General features: G+C 48.1%; 14 protein-coding genes. 4 read left to right on the top strand and 10 right to left on the bottom strand.

What is annotated here, in order from left to right; translation table 11 throughout:
- Window position 1: 1 nt before the first annotated feature.
- The 5 genes from VF724_RS00350 to VF724_RS00370 form a co-directional block, all read right to left on the bottom strand.
- On the bottom strand, window positions 2–1,996 hold the full coding sequence (locus tag VF724_RS00350; RefSeq protein ID WP_503473098.1) for a sigma-54-dependent Fis family transcriptional regulator: 1,995 nt from the start codon (window positions 1,994–1,996) through the stop codon (window positions 2–4).
- Window positions 1,997–2,125: 129 nt separating this feature from the next.
- A complete protein-coding gene (groL, locus tag VF724_RS00355; protein ID WP_371752227.1) occupies window positions 2,126–3,763 on the bottom strand; it encodes a chaperonin GroEL in 1,638 nt (545 codons plus the stop codon).
- Window positions 3,764–3,875: 112 nt separating this feature from the next.
- The gene (locus tag VF724_RS00360; protein WP_371752228.1) at window positions 3,876–4,901 is read right to left on the bottom strand and encodes an NAD(P)-dependent alcohol dehydrogenase; all 1,026 of its coding nucleotides are present in this window, start codon (window positions 4,899–4,901) and stop codon (window positions 3,876–3,878) included.
- Window positions 4,898–5,629, bottom strand: a complete 732-nt coding sequence (locus tag VF724_RS00365; protein WP_371752229.1) for a metal-sulfur cluster assembly factor — start codon at window positions 5,627–5,629, stop codon at window positions 4,898–4,900. The genes VF724_RS00360 and VF724_RS00365 overlap by 4 nt, the downstream gene beginning before the upstream one ends.
- A gap of 21 nt (window positions 5,630–5,650) precedes the next feature.
- Window positions 5,651–6,670 (bottom strand): amidohydrolase family protein, encoded by a 1,020-nt coding sequence (locus VF724_RS00370; protein WP_371752230.1) that lies wholly within the window; start codon window positions 6,668–6,670, stop codon window positions 5,651–5,653.
- 488 nt (window positions 6,671–7,158) lie between these two features.
- On the opposite strand from VF724_RS00370, the gene VF724_RS00375 reads away from it, so the two are divergent.
- The 4 genes from VF724_RS00375 to mimD all read left to right on the top strand — a co-directional run bounded on the left by VF724_RS00375 (window position 7,159) and on the right by mimD (window position 11,408).
- On the top strand, window positions 7,159–8,820 hold the full coding sequence (locus VF724_RS00375; RefSeq protein ID WP_371752231.1) for an aromatic/alkene/methane monooxygenase hydroxylase/oxygenase subunit alpha: 1,662 nt from the start codon (window positions 7,159–7,161) through the stop codon (window positions 8,818–8,820).
- Window positions 8,821–8,909: 89 nt separating this feature from the next.
- Window positions 8,910–9,944: an NADH:ubiquinone reductase (Na(+)-transporting) subunit F gene (locus VF724_RS00380; RefSeq protein WP_371752232.1), complete on the top strand. Its 1,035-nt coding sequence runs from the start codon at window positions 8,910–8,912 to the stop codon at window positions 9,942–9,944.
- Window positions 9,945–9,999: 55 nt separating this feature from the next.
- Window positions 10,000–11,088, top strand: a complete 1,089-nt coding sequence (locus VF724_RS00385) for a ferritin family protein (RefSeq protein WP_371752233.1) — start codon at window positions 10,000–10,002, stop codon at window positions 11,086–11,088.
- Entirely contained in the window at window positions 11,085–11,408 is a 324-nt protein-coding gene (gene mimD, locus VF724_RS00390) for a propane 2-monooxygenase effector subunit MimD (RefSeq protein ID WP_371752234.1), read from the top strand. The genes VF724_RS00385 and mimD overlap by 4 nt, the downstream gene beginning before the upstream one ends.
- Before the next feature lie 324 nt (window positions 11,409–11,732).
- On the opposite strand, the gene VF724_RS00395 is transcribed toward mimD, so the two are convergent.
- The 5 genes from VF724_RS00395 to VF724_RS00415 form a co-directional block, all read right to left on the bottom strand.
- A complete protein-coding gene (locus tag VF724_RS00395; RefSeq protein ID WP_371752235.1) occupies window positions 11,733–13,073 on the bottom strand; it encodes an FMN-binding glutamate synthase family protein in 1,341 nt (446 codons plus the stop codon).
- Between the two features lie 177 nt (window positions 13,074–13,250).
- Complete coding sequence (locus VF724_RS00400; RefSeq protein WP_371752456.1) at window positions 13,251–13,910, bottom strand: branched-chain amino acid ABC transporter permease; 660 nt, start codon at window positions 13,908–13,910, stop codon at window positions 13,251–13,253.
- Window positions 13,793–14,365, bottom strand: coding sequence for an ATP-binding cassette domain-containing protein (locus VF724_RS00405; RefSeq protein WP_371752236.1), 573 nt, complete (start codon window positions 14,363–14,365; stop codon window positions 13,793–13,795). The genes VF724_RS00400 and VF724_RS00405 overlap by 118 nt, the downstream gene beginning before the upstream one ends.
- Window positions 14,366–14,379: 14 nt before the next feature.
- Window positions 14,380–15,168, bottom strand: a complete 789-nt coding sequence (locus VF724_RS00410; RefSeq protein ID WP_371752237.1) for an N-acyl homoserine lactonase family protein — start codon at window positions 15,166–15,168, stop codon at window positions 14,380–14,382.
- A gap of 19 nt (window positions 15,169–15,187) precedes the next feature.
- Window positions 15,188–16,417, bottom strand: a complete 1,230-nt coding sequence (locus tag VF724_RS00415; protein ID WP_371752238.1) for an alpha/beta fold hydrolase — start codon at window positions 16,415–16,417, stop codon at window positions 15,188–15,190.
- Window positions 16,418–16,434: the final 17 nt, after the last annotated feature.

Here is a 16,434-nt window from a genome sequence, read left to right on the forward strand (position 1 = left end):
CTCAGGATTTCGTTTTTTCATATACGGGCAATTCGCGCAATTTTCTGTAAATGGTGCTGCGGTGGATCCCCAGGCAGCGGGCGGCTTCCGATACGTTTCCGTTGAACTCGTCAAGAGCGGAAAGAATCGTTTCCAGCTCCTGTCCTTTCAAAGTGGTCGGCATCGCACTTCCCGGCAGTTGCAGTTTTTTTACGCTGCGCGATTCACGGGCGGGAGCCATTTGCTGAAGCGTTCTATTGATTTCATTGGGCAGATCTTTCTTATGGATCACATCTCCCGAGAGATTGGCGGCCAGCCGGTAAGCGATGTTCCGAAGCTCCCGCACATTTCCCGGCCAATTGTAGCCTTCCAGCTCGCTGACAATGGATCTGTCCATTCTCAGCGGTGAGCGCCCAACCTCTTTGCAGGCCTTTTGCAAGTGATAATCCATCAGCAGAACAATATCTTCAGGGCGCTCGCGCAGAGGCGGAACGTGAATAGAGAGAATATTGAGCCGGTAGTATAGGTCTCGGCGAAATTTACCGTGCTCTACCGAATTCATAAGATCCCTGTTTGTTGCCGCTATGACTCTTACATTTAAACGAATGGGCTTTTGTGCGCCCAAAGGAACGACTTCACCCTCTTCAAGCACACGCAATAATATCGTCTGCAAATCCAGCGGCATTTCTCCAATTTCATCCAAAAATATGGTGCCGCCTTGGGCCTGCTGGAATTTACCGGAGCGTCCGTCCTTCGCCGCTCCCGTAAAGGAACCCCCTTCAAAACCGAACAGCTCGCTTACGCCAAGCTCTTTCGGCAATGCTCCGCAGTTCACCGCCACAAATGGTCCGTTTACCCGCTTGCTTGCCCTATGAATAGACTGGGCAAACAACTCTTTTCCCGTTCCGCTTTCGCCTTGTATGAGTACTGGAAAATCGGTTCCCGCAGCTGAGAGGGCTTCTTTGATCGAGGACGTAAATTTGGGCGACTTGCCGATCATGCTTGAAAACGAATGCTTGATGATCGCCGACGAAGTCTTGTGAATTTCTATTCGGGGAGGCATGGCATGAACAACTGCGCCGATCATGCGTCCTTGTTCCGCATAAGGAATCAGCACGAATTTCCATCTGCCTTTGCCGGAATCCGCCTCCCAGCTCACCTCCGATTTTCCATGCAGATCATGAATCGGGCAATCCTTCAGCTTGTTGTTTTCATCGATCAAACGATGCTCATACAGCAGGGAATCCGCTTTCAATACTGCTCCTCCGCGGTCAAGAGCGACCAAGGGCAGGTTCGGCGTTCTCAGCGATGCCTCCAGATAATGGACCAAAACCTTATAGCGCTCCACTTCGAGCTCTCTTCTCAGCGACTCCTCGATCGCTTGCGCTACTGTTAATACAACAAATAAGGAATGCGAATTTACGTTCTCCCACAATCCCGTTAAATCGATAACTCCAAGAATTTTCTGAGTCGCCGGATCACGAATGGGTGCTGCCGAACATGTCCATTCATGCACCTCTTGGCAAAAATGCTCCGCAGCAAAAATCTGTATCGGGCTGCCCGAAGCCAATGCCGTACCAATCGCGTTCGTACCCGCATTGTTTTCCCGCCATGATGAACCAACCACAAAGTTCATTGCTTCAGCCTTGCTCTGTATGGAGAATGCCCCTTCAATATGCTTGATTTCTCCCCTGGAATTGCAAAACACGAATAAATGGCCCGTTTCTATTGCCATTTCTCTGAATTTTCTCAGAAAAGGTTCTAAATGAGGGAACAATCGACCATGAAACTCATCATCCTCCAACGGATTTGAAGAAATGATGGGCGCCTTCGTCTTTACCGGATCAACTCCTTGGCCGAGACACCGCTGCCATGATTGCAGCAGTAAAGGACGAATACCGGGATGGTCAGGTTGAAAGTTTTTATCCGCAATAAAACTCTTCCAAACGTCCTCTAAGCGGTTACGCTCTTGCATTGGAGATGAGCAAGCCTGCAAAGATAGGATTCGATCGCTCATTATCTTACCCCCAACCCTTTTTTCCTTTCAAATCAATTAAAGAGGTAAGAACAAATATATTGTGGAAACGCTTTCTAAGAAAAACAAATTTAGAATGATTATTTTATATCTATGTACATACAGTCAGTTTTATTCCAAAAGTTCGGCTCCGCCGCCCCGGCAAGGTCCGCTGGTCGGGTCGTCGATCTCCGGCTTGTCGGTAATAATAGCTTTTGTCGTGATAATCAAAGCTGCGATGGATGCAGCATTTTCCAAAGCGGAACGCGTTACCTTGACGGGATCGATAATTCCATGCTCAATCAAGTTCACGTATTGATCGGTGAGCGCATGAAAGCCGTAACCGACCGGAAGCGATTTTACCGTGTCTATTACTTCCAGCGGATTAACGCCAGAGTTTTCTGCAATCGTGTGCAATGCAGAAGACAACGAATCGAGAACCGCCTGAGCCCCCAGTTTTTCATCCCCATGTAAATTTTTGAGCATGTCGGTATCGGCAATTACTGATGATACATGCAGCAAAGCCGCGCCCCCTCCGGCAACTATACCTTCTTCAACTGCCGCCTTGGTGGCATTCAGAGCGTCTTCAATGCGCAATAATCGTTCCCGCCTTTCGACTGCGGTTGCCCCTCCCGCATGAATGACCGCGACGCCGCCTGACAGATTGGATAAACGCTGCTGCAATTTTTCTTTTTCCCACTCTTGCTGCGTTTCCTCGATCAGCTTGCGAACCTGAAGCCGTCTGGCTCTAACTAGCTCCTTATCGCCGTCTCCTTCAATAATTTCAGTGTTGTCCTTGCTCACGCGAACCTGTTGGGCCCTGCCCAAATCTTCAATCGAGGCATTCTCCAACCTTCTCCCCAAATCTTCAGAAATGAGTTGGGCACCCGTCATGATCGCGATATCCTCCAGCGCCAATTTGCGGAATGGGCCGAATTCCGGAGCTCTCACAGCAACCGTTTGCAAATTACCCCGGCTTTGGTTGACGAGCAGGGTTCCAAGCACCTCGCTGCCGATATCCTCCGCAATGATGAATAAAGGCTTCCCCTTTCGGGACAGCTGATTCATGATCGGGATGATCTGTTGAATCGCGAGGAGCTTTTGGTCCGTTACCAGAATATACGGATCATGAAGGATCGCTTTCATTCTGTCGTGATCCGTCACCATTTTGTGTGAAATATAACCCCGGTCAAATTGCATTCCTTCAACAATCTCCAGTTCAGTAACAGAAAGCTTCGACTCTTCAACCGTGATGATTCCATCCCTGCCGACACGCTCCATGGCCTTGGCGATCATCCGGCCAATTTCCTGATCCTTGGAAGAAATCGAGGATACCTGGGCAATGGTTTCAATGGACTCTATCGGCACGGCAATATCTTTTAAAGCTTTGACCGCCATTTGCACAGCCGTTTCTATCCCTTTTTTCAATATCACGGGGTTGGCCCCTTCCCTCACATAAGCCAAACCTCGCTTTACCATGGCTTGGGCAAGAACGGTGGCTGTTGTTGTTCCGTCACCGGCAGCATCGTTGGTATTCTTCGCCACTTCCCTTACCAACACGGCCCCCATGTTTTCAAAAGGGTCATCCAGTTCAATCTCATTGGCAATGAAGGCGCCGTCATTCGAAACCATCGGTGTTGCAAACGGCCGATCGATGATTGCATTACGTCCTTTCGGGCCCAAGGTAGCCTTCACAATAGAGGCAAGCTTGTCGATGCCTCTTTCAAGCGCTGCGCGCGAATCTTCATCCACTTTTATCAGCTTTGGCATAAAATAGCTCCCACTCCTATCATTGAAATCTTTTATTCAGTGAATGCAAGAGAAAGACATCAGGCAGCCCGACGCCTTCTCTTCTAAAGGAGGATTGATTGATTGATCGAGATTAAGGAACCAGCACAGCACGGCCGTTGATTTTGCCTTCCTCCAGCTTTCTCAGCACGTCGTTCGCTTCGTCGAGTGAATATTTGGAGGTATGCAGCTTCACTTTGCCGCGCGCATTCAACTGCATGAGTTCATACAGGTCGCTGTAGTTGCCGACCAAGCTTCCAATAATATTAAACTCGTTGTTTATGATATTTATTGAAGGAACATTGACCGTACCTCCGTAGCCGACGACAAAATAATGCCCGCCTTTTCTTAGCATCTGCATGCTGTCTGCATGAGTCCGGTCGGTTCCGACAAAATCGATGATGATATCTGCTCCTTTTTCATTCGTCAAGCTTTTCACTTGGGAAATCGCCTGATCATTGGCAACTACAGCATGTGCAGCCCCCAAATCCAATGACATATCCAGTCTGCCCTTGTCAATATCGAGGGTAATAATGTCCGCGTTGCCCAGCTCCCGCATGACTTGAATGCCGATATGGCCTAAGCCGCCCATGCCGATCATCAGCGCCTTAGTGCCAGGTCTGGCAAGTGGGGCCGCTTTGCGAACTGCCCGATAAGCCGTAATGCCTGCATCCGCATATGGCGCTACTTCTTCGGGCCGCACCCCTTCAGGCAGCGGAATCAGCGCTCTGTCGGACGTCTTTAAATACTGCGCATATCCTCCATCCACACTGAGTCCCGGGAATTTCAGATCCTCGCAATGCATATCTTCGCCGCGCCGGCAGCTCAAACAATAACCACAGCTCATGACGGGATGAACGATAACCGGATCTCCGACCTTGAAATTTGTTACTCCCGATCCAACTTGGTGAACCCAACCGGCGTTCTCATGGCCGATGATATGCGGCAGCTCCGTTCCCAGTATGTGGTGCCACATTCCCTGGATCAAATGCAGATCGGTATGGCAGACGCCCGCACCGCCTATTTTCACAATCACATCGTTGGGATGCGTGATCACGGGATCGGCAACTTCTTCAATTTTTAAAGGTTGGTTGTATTGGTATAAACGTCCTGCTTTCATTGTTTGATGACCTCCGTTTCATTTTCTTTGCCCGGTTCCCCATAACGAGTTTGCAGCAAGCCGCGGCAATAATTCGAGTTGAATTCCATGCTCATTCGCGTGCGTCGGATTTCCAATAAATAATTCGAAAAATCCTCAGGCTGTATCAATTGCCCGTCATACCGCACAAATGCCGTATCGCCGGGCTTCAGGGTGTGACCAAATTCGGACCGGACGGCAAAATACCCCTCAATCAATGAATGGGTATCCTGTTCAAGTCCTGGATAATTGCTCAACTCCGCTACGGTTAAGTTCAGAATAGCTGTGTGGGACAGCCCCGATTGAATGAAATGCCTGAGAATGCGTTCCTGTCTTGATTTATAGGTTTTAACTCGGAAAGTATGACGGATTTCATCCAAGCCACCGTTGGACATCGATGGAAAGGATTCAAAAAATGACTTGCCTTTGGATACTCCCTCGTTGATCTCGTCCGATGCGCAGTGGTCCTTGAGCTGAATCCGCACGTCGTTTACCCAAGGAAGCTCCATGATCCGATTCCGGATATCCTCCGCCATGATAAAAGCAAAATTGGGAGAGCACCAGTAGGTCGGAAGCCGAAAATAGACAGTTACCTCGGGCCCATCGATTCTGACGCCTTCAATAAACCCCATATCCGTCACAGGTTCATCCAATTCCGGGTCATAGACGGCAGCCAATTTTGCATAGACCTCATCCTGTTGTCGCATCATCGACACCTCAATTTACGAAAATTAATTGGCAACGGCCAGCTGATCGTTCTTGAGCATTTCCTTTTGCTTCTCAATGTCGATTCCGTACAGAGCCGCAGCATTCTCGCCCAAAATCTTCTTTTTCACTTCAAGTGTCAGCTCCGCCCCGGTTTCCTTTTGGATATCCTCTGGCAATTCAAAATCCATAAATTTATCTATCAACCACTTAGGCTCCCAAATCGCATAATCGCTTCCAAAAAGCAGCCGATCCGCTCCCAGCCAATAGATCAATTCACTCATAATTTCTGCGAAATAACGCGGGCGAGAATGAATGAAAGGCATTGCAACCGCCAAGCCGCCGTAAACGTTGGCCTCCTGAGTGGCAATCCAGCAGAAGTCTTCCAATCTGGGCAGACCGACGTGTTCCACAATAAAATTCAAATTCGGAAAACTGGACGCAGCATCATCAATATCCGCCACATCGAAGGCATCCCGGTTAAGAGGTGTGATCGTGGGGCCTTTATGGACATGAATGTTAATGATTCCCAATTGCTCGCATTTCTCCAAATATTTTTGCGCCCACGGATCGGTCAATTTATATCCCTTGGAGTTGCCGTTCCATTCAGCCGTATATAATTTGACGCCCTTGATTCCATGCTCCTCTGCCAAGTATTCAAGATATTCCAGACCCCGTTCTCCTGCACGCGGATCAAAGGTTCCGTTGCTGATGAAGCGGCCCGGGTATTTTTGAGCCAGCCTGCTGTTTTTTTCAACGTCTCCGAAGCCATTCTTATAAAATTCTTTCAAGTAAACAGGCTGGAAAATGGCCATGTCGACATAGCCCTTGTTAAAAATATCGTGAACCAGAGTCTCCTCATCGTATTTCAAGTATTTTTCTTTGGGCCATACCCATTCCTCGGGACTGAGATTCTTGTGGTAATCGTAAAAGCAATTGATAAATTGAGCGCCGTGAACGTTCAATTGATTTTCCGGGCTTCCATCCCACAAAGCGATATGGGAGTCAATCACAAAAATTTCTTCGCCATTTTTTGTCCTGTACATCTTTGACAACCTCCGTTCAACTTTCTATTTTTTTGAAAGCGCTGTCGTTCCCGATAGGCTTAAGCCTTTTGAGCAAACCTGCACGCCCGCCTCCTCTCTCAATATATTTTTTCGGATTACATCCTTATCGGTCATGCACCCGCTTTTTGGAGTTGATGGACAGGATGCATTTTCGATTGATGTAATTTACTTTAAAAAAGCAATAAATATGCCAAAATTTAAAAAGTTGTTAACTCTGCGCGTGAATTGGCTTGTTAAAACATGACCCGAAAAAGCTTTGCTCCGACTGTCGCAAATTGCTACAAAAGTGTTGTTTTTTAAAACTGTGTAGCAAGCAGACTGGTACACCTCACAACCTGATTTGGGGAAATTCAGCGCAATTCCCGGCCGTTCACAAATTGGCATCGGATTTGCATATATTCCTTCAATGAAAAGAGTCCGGATAAAACCGTTCTTTTCAAAAACGAATAAACAAGGAGGAAGCTGATATGTCGATATCTTTGTCAAAAATCAAGTCTCAGCGCAATATGAGCATCAGCGAAGCTCATCAGCGCGTGAAAGACTTGGCATGGACGCCTGACTATGCTCAGGAAGCAATCAAGTATCCTACGGATTATAAATTTTCCAAAGCCCCCAAGGATACAATGAAACAAGTTTTGCAGTCTTACTTCTTTATGGAAGAGGAGAAAGACAACCGGGTATACGGCGCAATGGACGCCGCTCTGCGCGGAAACATGTTCCGAAATGCGGAGCCGCGCTGGATTGAATGGATGAAGCTGTTTTTGGCGATCATTCCATTCCCGGAGATTTCGGCATCCCGCTCCATGGCTTTGCTCAGCAATGTAGTGCCTAATGATGAGCTGAAGAATGGCTACACCATGCAAATGATTGATGAGTTCCGGCACTCTACTATTCAAATGAATTTGAAGAAGTGGTACATGGAAAACTACATTGATCCCGCCGGTTTTGACATCACCCAAAAAGCATTTGGCAAATGCTATGCAACCACCATCGGACGTCAATTTGGCGAGGGCTTCATCACCGGCGACACGATCACGGCAGCAAATATTTACTTGCAGATTATTGCTGAAACCGCTTTCACCAATACGCTGTTTGTCGCCATGCCTTCGGAAGCGGCTGCAAATGGCGACTATGCGCTTCCCTCCATCTTCCTGTCAGTACAATCCGACGAATCGCGGCACATCAACAACGGCTACGGCACATTGATGATGGTCCTCAACGAACCGGAAAACCATGATTTGCTGGAACGCGACATCCGCTACGCCTTCTGGCAAAATCATGCGATTGTCGATGCCGCCATCGGCACAATTATTGAATATGGAACCAAAGATCGCCGTAAAAACAGGGAATCGTATGCCGATTTGTGGGAGAAATGGATTTATGAAGACTATTATCGAAGCTATTTGATTCCTCTCGAAAAATACGGTTTGAAAATTCACCATGATGACGTTCAGGCTGCATGGGATCGAATTACAAAGAAAAATTACGTTCATAAGGTGGCGCAATTCTTCGCTACCGGCTGGCCGGTAAACTTTTGGAGAATTGATCCGCTGAACGAGTATGATTACGAGTGGTTCGAAGCAAAATATCCGGGCTGGTACAACGAATTCGGAGTTTGGTGGGATCATTATCGGGAGCTATCCAAGCCCGGAAGCACGCCTATCCCATTTGCGGATACGGGCTACGTCTATCCGCACCGCTGCTGGAGCTGTTTAGTTCCCTGCCTGATCCGAGAAGACTTTATTGTCGATGAAGTCGACGGCGAGCTGTACACTTACTGCTCCGAACAATGCCGCTGGACTCATAAAGTGGCCTTCGCCGATAACTATAACGGGCGTCCCACCCCGTCCATGGGACGTTTCAGCGGCAGAAGACAATGGGAAGAAGTCTATCACGGAATGGACTTGGCCGACATCATTCAAGATCTCGGGTTTGTCCGTCCCGACGGAAAAACCTTGATCCCGCAGCCGCATCTTATTTTTGACGACAGCGCAATGTGGACGCTGGATCACGTGCGGGGCTACGAGCTGCGCAGCCCGCTTGTGGATTTAAGAGCAATGAATCCCGACGAGCGCAAAAAGCATATCGAACAGTATCGAGCCGGGTTCACTATTAAACCGCTGAACTGAATATTCGTTTTTTCAATTAAGACAGAGTCAACATCGGCCCCGTTCATGCGATGTTCGGGGCTGATGTTCAGCGTTGGGAGGAACAAACCATGACTTACAAGGTAACCCTGGAACCTGTAGGAATTGAAATGGAAGTGGAAGAAGATGAAACTGTCCTTGAAGCGGCTTTTCGGCAGGGAATCGCATTGATGCACGGATGCAAAGAGGGACAATGCTCTACCTGTAAGTCAATGCTGATTGACGGCGACATTGAAATGGAGCGTTATTCCACTTTTGCACTGAATGAATTTGAACGGGAACAAGGCTATATACTCTTATGCAAAACTCTTGCATACAGCGACTTAACCGTTGAATTATTGCAATTTGACGCTGAAGCGCTTAAAGTGTCGGTGCCGATCAAGACCTATTCCGCAGTCGTTGAGAAGATCGAGAATCTTACGCATGATATTCGGAAGCTGACGCTTCAATTGAAGGCTCCAGAGGAAATCAAATTCCATTCCGGTCAATTCGTCGACATCTACCTGCCGGGAGAAGAGACTTACCGTTCCTACTCGATGTCGAATACTCCAAGTCAAGCGACCCGCTTGGAATTCATGATTAAAATTTTCGAAGGCGGCAAATTTTCAACTCTGTTGGATCAAAGATTAAAGCCCGGCGACGAGCTTACCGTAAAGGGGCCGTATGGCAATTGCATTCGCCGCGAGGAAAGCACGGGCGATATGATACTTCTCGGCGGCGGTTCGGGGATGGCTCCTCTTTGGTCCATTTTGAATGACATGATTGAAAAAAGGGTCAACCGAAATGTCACTTTTTTCTACGGCGCCCGAACTCAAAACGACCTGTTTTATTTGGAGCAATTTGAACAATTTGCAAAGACGGTGAAGGGCTTTACATTCATCCCCGCGCTTTCGGAACCGTTGGAAAAAGACAGCTGGGATGGGGAAACGGGGTTAATTACAGAGGTTTTGGCCCGTCACATCGATTCATCGCCGGCACAGCGGGATTTAGAGGCCTTTCTATGCGGACCCGCACCGATGATTGATGCCGCTATCAAAGTCCTTAAGGAGAAGGGCGTCACTTCAGATCGAATTTTCTTTGACAAATTTGTTCCTGCTTCCAATTAAGGAGATTCGTTCTCCTTACGATTAAGAATTTTATAAGAAAATGGAGGAAGGCGAAATGAGAAAAGATCAAGCTGCTATGGAAAATGATGCGATTCAATCTGCTGAAGCAGGCGCAAAGACTTTTGCCGGCAGCAACAGTCGGAAATACAACTATTTTGAGCCCAAAGGACGTAAAGCCACCCTTTATGAGAACGTAACGGTCGATGTCCAGCCCGACCCGGAGCGTTACCTGCTGCAGGGATGGATCATCTCCTTCCCGGATGGAACGCCTGCGTACAGCGATAAATGGACCAGGATCAAAAGCTCCAATTGGCATGAATTCCGCGACCCGAACGGTGAATGGGAGCGAACCCATTATACCCGTGTTTCCGCTATCGAAAAACAAATAATTTTAACGCTTCAAAACGCTAAAGCAGAAGAAGCATTCCAATATGTGGACCGCAGCTGGATCGAAATGCTGCAAAACCATCTCAGCGCATCCAAGCATGCCGAATACGGCTTGGGCATGGTGTTCCAATCCGCCCAGCGCGACGGCATGAGTCAAATGATCAATAATGCAATCCTCGTCAATGCGTCCGACAAACTGCGCTATGCCCAGGATATTGCCTTATATATCATGAATATTGCCGAAGAAGCCGGAATTGATGAAGCGGCCGGGAAAGACAATTGGTTGAAGAACGACCACTGGCAGGGGGTTCGCAAGGTGGTTGAAACCTTTACGGCTTCAACCGACTGGGCTGAACAAGTGTTTGCGATCAACCTGGTGTATGAGCCCTTGGTCGGCGAATTGTTCAGAAGCGGATTTTTGATGCAATATGCCGCTTCGCACGGCGATTTTGTCACACCGACAATAGTGTCCACCGCTGAAGGCGATTTTGAACGAAATCTCGAGTACAGCGTGGAAATGTTTGATTGCTTCTTCAATGACCCGAAATATGGAGATCAGAACAAGCGGACTGCTCAGGAATGGTTGAGCAAGTATGTCCCCTTGTGCGCGGAAGCGGCCAGGCAGCTGCAGCCGATCTGGTCCCAACCGCGTGTTAAGGTAACTACCTTCCCTGCGGCTTATAGCAGAGCGCAAGAGCGTTTTCACAGCATTTTAAAAACACTTGGTTTAGAATTACTGAAGGGGGTCGCATTATGAGTTTGAAAAAACTGGAGCAAAGCTTCAATAATAAATGCGGAGTCACACTAAGCGACAGTGTGGAAGGCCGTGTCATTGCAGATATCATGGAAGGAAAGCCGGGAATAAAAGTCACTCATTATCCCGCCATGATTCGAATTGACGGAACGCAGCAGATTGAATTCGACATGAAGGAAATCAGCGAGGCTTTGGGACGCGATTTTGACCCTTATCTTTTCCAGGTTGAAATGTCTACACACTATGGACGAATGGTGATGCTGGACGATAAGATTATTTTATTTGCCAATCCCGAGGATGCAAAAGAGTATATCGGGTTTTAATAGGGCTGGGGGTATATTCTGTTGGAACCTGGCGATCGCCTTTGAAACCGGGAAAAGACCGTCTCACGGACGGTCTTTCTCTCATGCAGCGATTGAGATTTTTAAAGCCGGGGGCTTCCATCCCCAGGCTTGGCCCGATTATAGCTTATAAGAGCAGCGAAGTATGTCACAATATGGAACATAAAACATCGGACCTGATCAGCGCCGCTTAATAAGGTCCGGATCCCGAACGACTTTTCTCATGGAATTCCCTCCTTGATTTGCCAACTTGATCTTAACGGATAGGTGAATTCCAAATTGTTACAAAAATCACTTGCGGCAAAATTATTGCTGATAAGCCAAAGGGACCTTGGTCACTTTGCTTGTCAACTCGTCCAATGCGGCCAAATCCTTGCTGTTAACCTCACGAATAGACGTTTTTCCGAGGGCTTCAACCGCTGTTTTCATCTCTTCCACAAACGAAACGAAAAAATTTTGGAGGTAATGGGCTGCCGTTTCTTCATCAAAATCATCCTTCAGCTTTCCGGAATAATAAATGAGCTGCGTCGGCGGCTCGAAAGGAATCGCCTTCGTTACCTGCATATGCGTCATAGCCCATAACGGAGCCGTTGCCATATAAACCGCATCGGCGCCAAGCGCAAGTGCTTTCAGACAATCTTCAGGCGTGAAGAATCCCCCTCCGATCAGCAGGCTGATTTTATCCTTCACCTCCCTTTTTTCCAAGTATTGAACAGCACGGGATAAAGCATAGATCGTTGGCAGCCCGAAGGCATCCTCGAGGATTGGCGGGGAGCCTTTGGTTCCGGCTTGTCCGCCGTCTATCGAGATAAAATCAACTTTGGCGTGAATGCAGCTTTCAAGATCTTCCTCAAGTCTTTGACTTGCACAAAGTTTAATGCCGATAGGAACGCCTCCTGCCGCATCCCGAAGGTATTCAACAAGATTTTTTAGATCTTCTTTTTTATTCAGCTCTTTGTGCCGGGACGGAAGAACTGCATCTTCCCCGGGCTCCAATCCCATGATATCCCGTGCTCTTCCCGGCAAATCCTGAGGCGTGATTTTGGACGAAGAGGAAGCATGCGCCCCTTGTCCGATATGAATTTCAATGGCATCCGCTTGCTTTAAAATCTCCGGATCCTTCGACCACTTCGCTTTCCCGTACTGGAGAATCAGATGCTTGGCATGTTTTCGATCTTCCGGCAAAAAACCGCCCTCTCCCGTATTTGTGGCGGTCCCCACGGCAGCGGTTCCTTTGGCCAGCGCAATTCTTACCTTCTCGCTGACCGCAACCCCGTAGCCCATCGCCCCCAATAAAAGGGGGATGTTCAACTGTAAAGGTTTTTTGGCGCAGGGACCTATGATGATTTTGGTATCAATCGATGCTTTTCCATCTGTCGGCATCACTGAAAGCTGTGCCGGAGAAAAAATAAGTCCATCGAAATTCAGAAATTTTCGCGGGCTGCCAAACGGTCTTTTGATGATTTTTCCGGTTTCCGCCCGCAAACTGTTTTCAACATTCATAATCGGGTTTAATCGTATTGATGCGGTTACCATTTCCCAAATATTCTCTTCATAGCGTTCAATCATTAAACGTTTGAGAAAAGAGCCGAAAATCGATTTTACAATAGGCCGATAGAATAACAGGAGTAGGATAAGAGCCGCCATTCCCCCCGCAAACAATCCGGACAAGAAAATGCACAAAAAAGATCCACACCCTTGGTTAAAGACTTGTTCTCATGATAGTCATTATTACCCTAGATTGGGCGCTTATTCCTGAACACGATGACGGGATCAAAAAAAGCCCGTACCTTCATGGCACAGACTTGCAGGATATGAACCCTCTCACACCTCTATAGATTGCTCGGCTGCAGCCTTGTATTCGGTTATTTTAGATTTATTGTTTTTGATCAGCCCCAAGATTCCTTTGGGCAGCAGCAGGATGAAAATCATCAACAGCAAGCCGTACACGACCCGGTCCAAGCCCGGCAAATGTTCCGCGAATCGATTCAAATAGGAAGACAAGGGCACCAAAAGGGCGGATCCCAGAATACCGCCAAACAAATTGCCGACGCCGCCCGCAATCGAATAAATAACCGGATTCAAGGCCGTATTAAAACTGAACGCCGTACTCGGATCTATTAATTTGTAATAGCTGACATACACCGAGCCCGATAGAGAGGCTAAGCCGGAACCGACCACAAAAGTAATCAGGCGAATCCGAAAAACGTTGATGCCGACCGCTTTTGCCGCCCTGCTGTCTTCCCGGATGGCGTAAAGTTTGTAACCGAAGCTCGAACGGAGAATGGCCCAAATCACGAGAAGGCTGACAATCACAACCGTCAATGCCGTAAAATAATAGGGCAGCTGGCTGTCCCAGGACAAATTCAGCAAGCCCGCAGGCTCCAAATGCAAAGGAACGCTGATTCCATAATCCCCGCCGGTAATCTTATCATAATAACGGAACAGCACGTCCATACCGATGGTGAAAACAAAGGTGACCAGCGAAAAATAATGTCCCGACAAACGGCAAATGAAAAAGCCGATAAAAAATGCCAGAATCTCGGGGTTGCATACGCGTACCTGTCTATATTCAGAAGCTTCAGCAACTCTTTAGCCTTCAACCGTGAATCCTTTAAACTCATGGCGCTTAAACCGCTTGTAATGACATTATCTTCTACGGTTAAGCCGTAGAAGGGCCGGGGAATCTGAAACGTGCGGGCTATACCCAAATGACACGCCGCTTCGGGAGTCAGCTTCTTAATTGTGCTGCCGAATAATGCAATGGAGCCTTCAGTAGGATTGATTTCGCCGGCAATTACCGATAAAAAAGTCGATTTGCCCGCCCCATTGGGTCCTATGATTCCGCAGATTTCGGAATCATTGTCGATGGAAAAAGTTACATCGCTCAATGCTTTAATGGCTCCGAAGCTTACGCTTAACCCTATGGCCTTGATCATTGCATTCCCCTCTTTCAAGATATTTTTGCAACAATGCCATCGAGCTCTGCGCTTGCAGCCGGAAACCTCTCCATCACCTTCGGATCATGGCCGGGGATGAGAACGGACGTTGGATCACTGACGGAACGGACCAGGTCGAACGCATGATACATGCTTGCCAAATCATGAACGACACTAAAGGGACGATCCTCTTCAATATTCCGATAAAAGTGGCTGACATCCGAAGTCAGAATCACATTGCCGGATTCCGTCCGCACTTTTACAAACTGCAGCCCCGCCGAATGCCCTCCTGCTTGATATACGGTAATGCCAGGGACAATCTCCGCGTTTCCGGATACAAAGCGAATTCGCCCTTCAAAGTTCTCTTTGACCAAATGCAGGACATCCTCCACTTCAACCAGGTGCTTGAATGCCTTTCGGGAAACGTATTTTCCGGTCCAAAACGCCATCTCGGCTTCCTGCAGGACGAATGTGGAATGCGGGAATTTTGGCAGATTGCCGATATGATCATAATGCATATGCGTAATAATGACAGAAGGCACCTCTTCGGCTTTAACACCGATTTCCCTTAACATTTCAACGGGGCACCGGAGGAAATCGCGGTTTCTTTTACGGGCGACTTCTTCATTAAATCCGGCGTCAATCACAATGGCATGTTGAGCGGATTTGGCAACCCAAATAAAGTAGTCCATCGGCATGGGGCAGTTTTCGTGAGGGTCGGCGCTCCCGTGAAAGTGCTCATGGGCCTTTGCTTCTCTGGTAGCATATTTAATCGCGTACACTTCATAAGTTTGATCGCTCATCGCATTGCCCCCTAATCGATTATCCGGAAGCCTCTTCAAGCACCGGCAAAAAATATCTCAGGAAGCCCTTCGGATTTTCCGACATCGGAAAATGACCCATGCGTTCCATTCTGACGAACGTTCCTTCCATTCTCCTTGCAGCCTCTTCACTCATTTCGGGGGTGCAGGAGTAATCATAATCGCCGCACAAAATCCATAAAGGGCATTTCGTTTTCCCGATTGTTTGAGAAACCTCGGGAAAGTCATGGCTGTAAAAATGGGTATCTCCCTGATAGACGCCCGGGCCCCCTTGCGCATACTCCCACAGCACCAATCTCCGATAATATTCAGGGCTTTCCGGCGACATCAGGCCGCCGACCCATGAAGCCAGAAATTGGCCGGCATGCACCTGCGAATGATTCGTCCAAGAAATCTTTCTGCCTGCGGTTCCAAATCCCCCCTCCAAAGAAATGACTCCTTTAAACAGTTCCCCGTATTGGCCCGCAAGGTAAAGAACAATTGCACCCCCCATCGATGATCCGGAAATGATCGGCTTCTTATCATAAAGATCAAGCGCTTTCATAAATCCCAGAATCCACTCCGTATATAGATGCGTTGTCAATTGATAGGTTTTTTTCCACCAGCCGTCCGGCGGTTCCGACTTCCCATGATACGGCAAGTCGAACGCAATCATCCGCCATTTTTTTTGTAGCTCCCGATTGCCCAATAATTGTTTGTATTGGCGCGAATCCGAGCCGGCCGTATGCAGGAAAATGACGGGATAGCCTTGGCCTGCCTCTTCGTAATAGGTCACATACTTCTCACCATCCGCATGCATCGCAATGTAATGCCCCTTGATCGACTCCGGGGCAAAATCGCTTTCTCCATCGACCGGCGGAACTTCAAAGGCTCTGGCTAGAAACAATATCCTTTCCACAATGCCGATCGATTGCGCCCAAATCAAACGGTTCCCCTCGATGGCGACCCCTTGGACCTTTGCCACCATCGCCTGCAGAGTGTTGTGAAAGGCCGGAGCGACCGGCGCCAAAAACTTTTCCCATGCCGTTTGGGGAATATGGATCGAAAAATCCCAAACATGATCAAGCGTAAGCTTGTCGTCAACCTGCACGGATTTCTTGTCGACTGTCCATAAATATTTGTCATCACCCGTCTTTAAAAGAAATGCAAACGCATGCGAGCCGAGCAGATTCTGCAGTTCTTCATCACCTTGCACTTTCGCCAGCCAAGACGTTATTTCCACTAAAGACATCGCTCAGTTCCCCCCGC

Source organism: Ferviditalea candida, from assembly GCF_035282765.1.
In the GTDB taxonomy this organism is placed as follows: domain Bacteria; phylum Bacillota; class Bacilli; order Paenibacillales; family KCTC-25726; genus Ferviditalea; species Ferviditalea candida.

What these genes read in the sequence shown, in the direction of transcription:
- VF724_RS00350 (WP_503473098.1), bottom strand. Translation starts at nt 1,996, where the DNA reads ATGAGCGATCGAATCCTATCTTTGCAGGCTTGCTCATCTCCAATGCAA.
- groL (WP_371752227.1), bottom strand. Translation starts at nt 3,763, where the DNA reads ATGCCAAAGCTGATAAAAGTGGATGAAGATTCGCGCGCAGCGCTTGAA.
- VF724_RS00360 (WP_371752228.1), bottom strand. Translation starts at nt 4,901, where the DNA reads ATGAAAGCAGGACGTTTATACCAATACAACCAACCTTTAAAAATTGAA.
- VF724_RS00365 (WP_371752229.1), bottom strand. Translation starts at nt 5,629, where the DNA reads ATGATGCGACAACAGGATGAGGTCTATGCAAAATTGGCTGCCGTCTAT.
- VF724_RS00370 (WP_371752230.1), bottom strand. Translation starts at nt 6,670, where the DNA reads ATGTACAGGACAAAAAATGGCGAAGAAATTTTTGTGATTGACTCCCAT.
- VF724_RS00375 (WP_371752231.1), top strand. Translation starts at nt 7,159, where the DNA reads ATGTCGATATCTTTGTCAAAAATCAAGTCTCAGCGCAATATGAGCATC.
- VF724_RS00380 (WP_371752232.1), top strand. Translation starts at nt 8,910, where the DNA reads ATGACTTACAAGGTAACCCTGGAACCTGTAGGAATTGAAATGGAAGTG.
- VF724_RS00385 (WP_371752233.1), top strand. Translation starts at nt 10,000, where the DNA reads ATGAGAAAAGATCAAGCTGCTATGGAAAATGATGCGATTCAATCTGCT.
- mimD (WP_371752234.1), top strand. Translation starts at nt 11,085, where the DNA reads ATGAGTTTGAAAAAACTGGAGCAAAGCTTCAATAATAAATGCGGAGTC.
- VF724_RS00395 (WP_371752235.1), bottom strand. Translation starts at nt 13,073, where the DNA reads ATGGCGGCTCTTATCCTACTCCTGTTATTCTATCGGCCTATTGTAAAA.
- VF724_RS00405 (WP_371752236.1), bottom strand. Translation starts at nt 14,365, where the DNA reads ATGATCAAGGCCATAGGGTTAAGCGTAAGCTTCGGAGCCATTAAAGCA.
- VF724_RS00410 (WP_371752237.1), bottom strand. Translation starts at nt 15,168, where the DNA reads ATGAGCGATCAAACTTATGAAGTGTACGCGATTAAATATGCTACCAGA.
- VF724_RS00415 (WP_371752238.1), bottom strand. Translation starts at nt 16,417, where the DNA reads ATGTCTTTAGTGGAAATAACGTCTTGGCTGGCGAAAGTGCAAGGTGAT.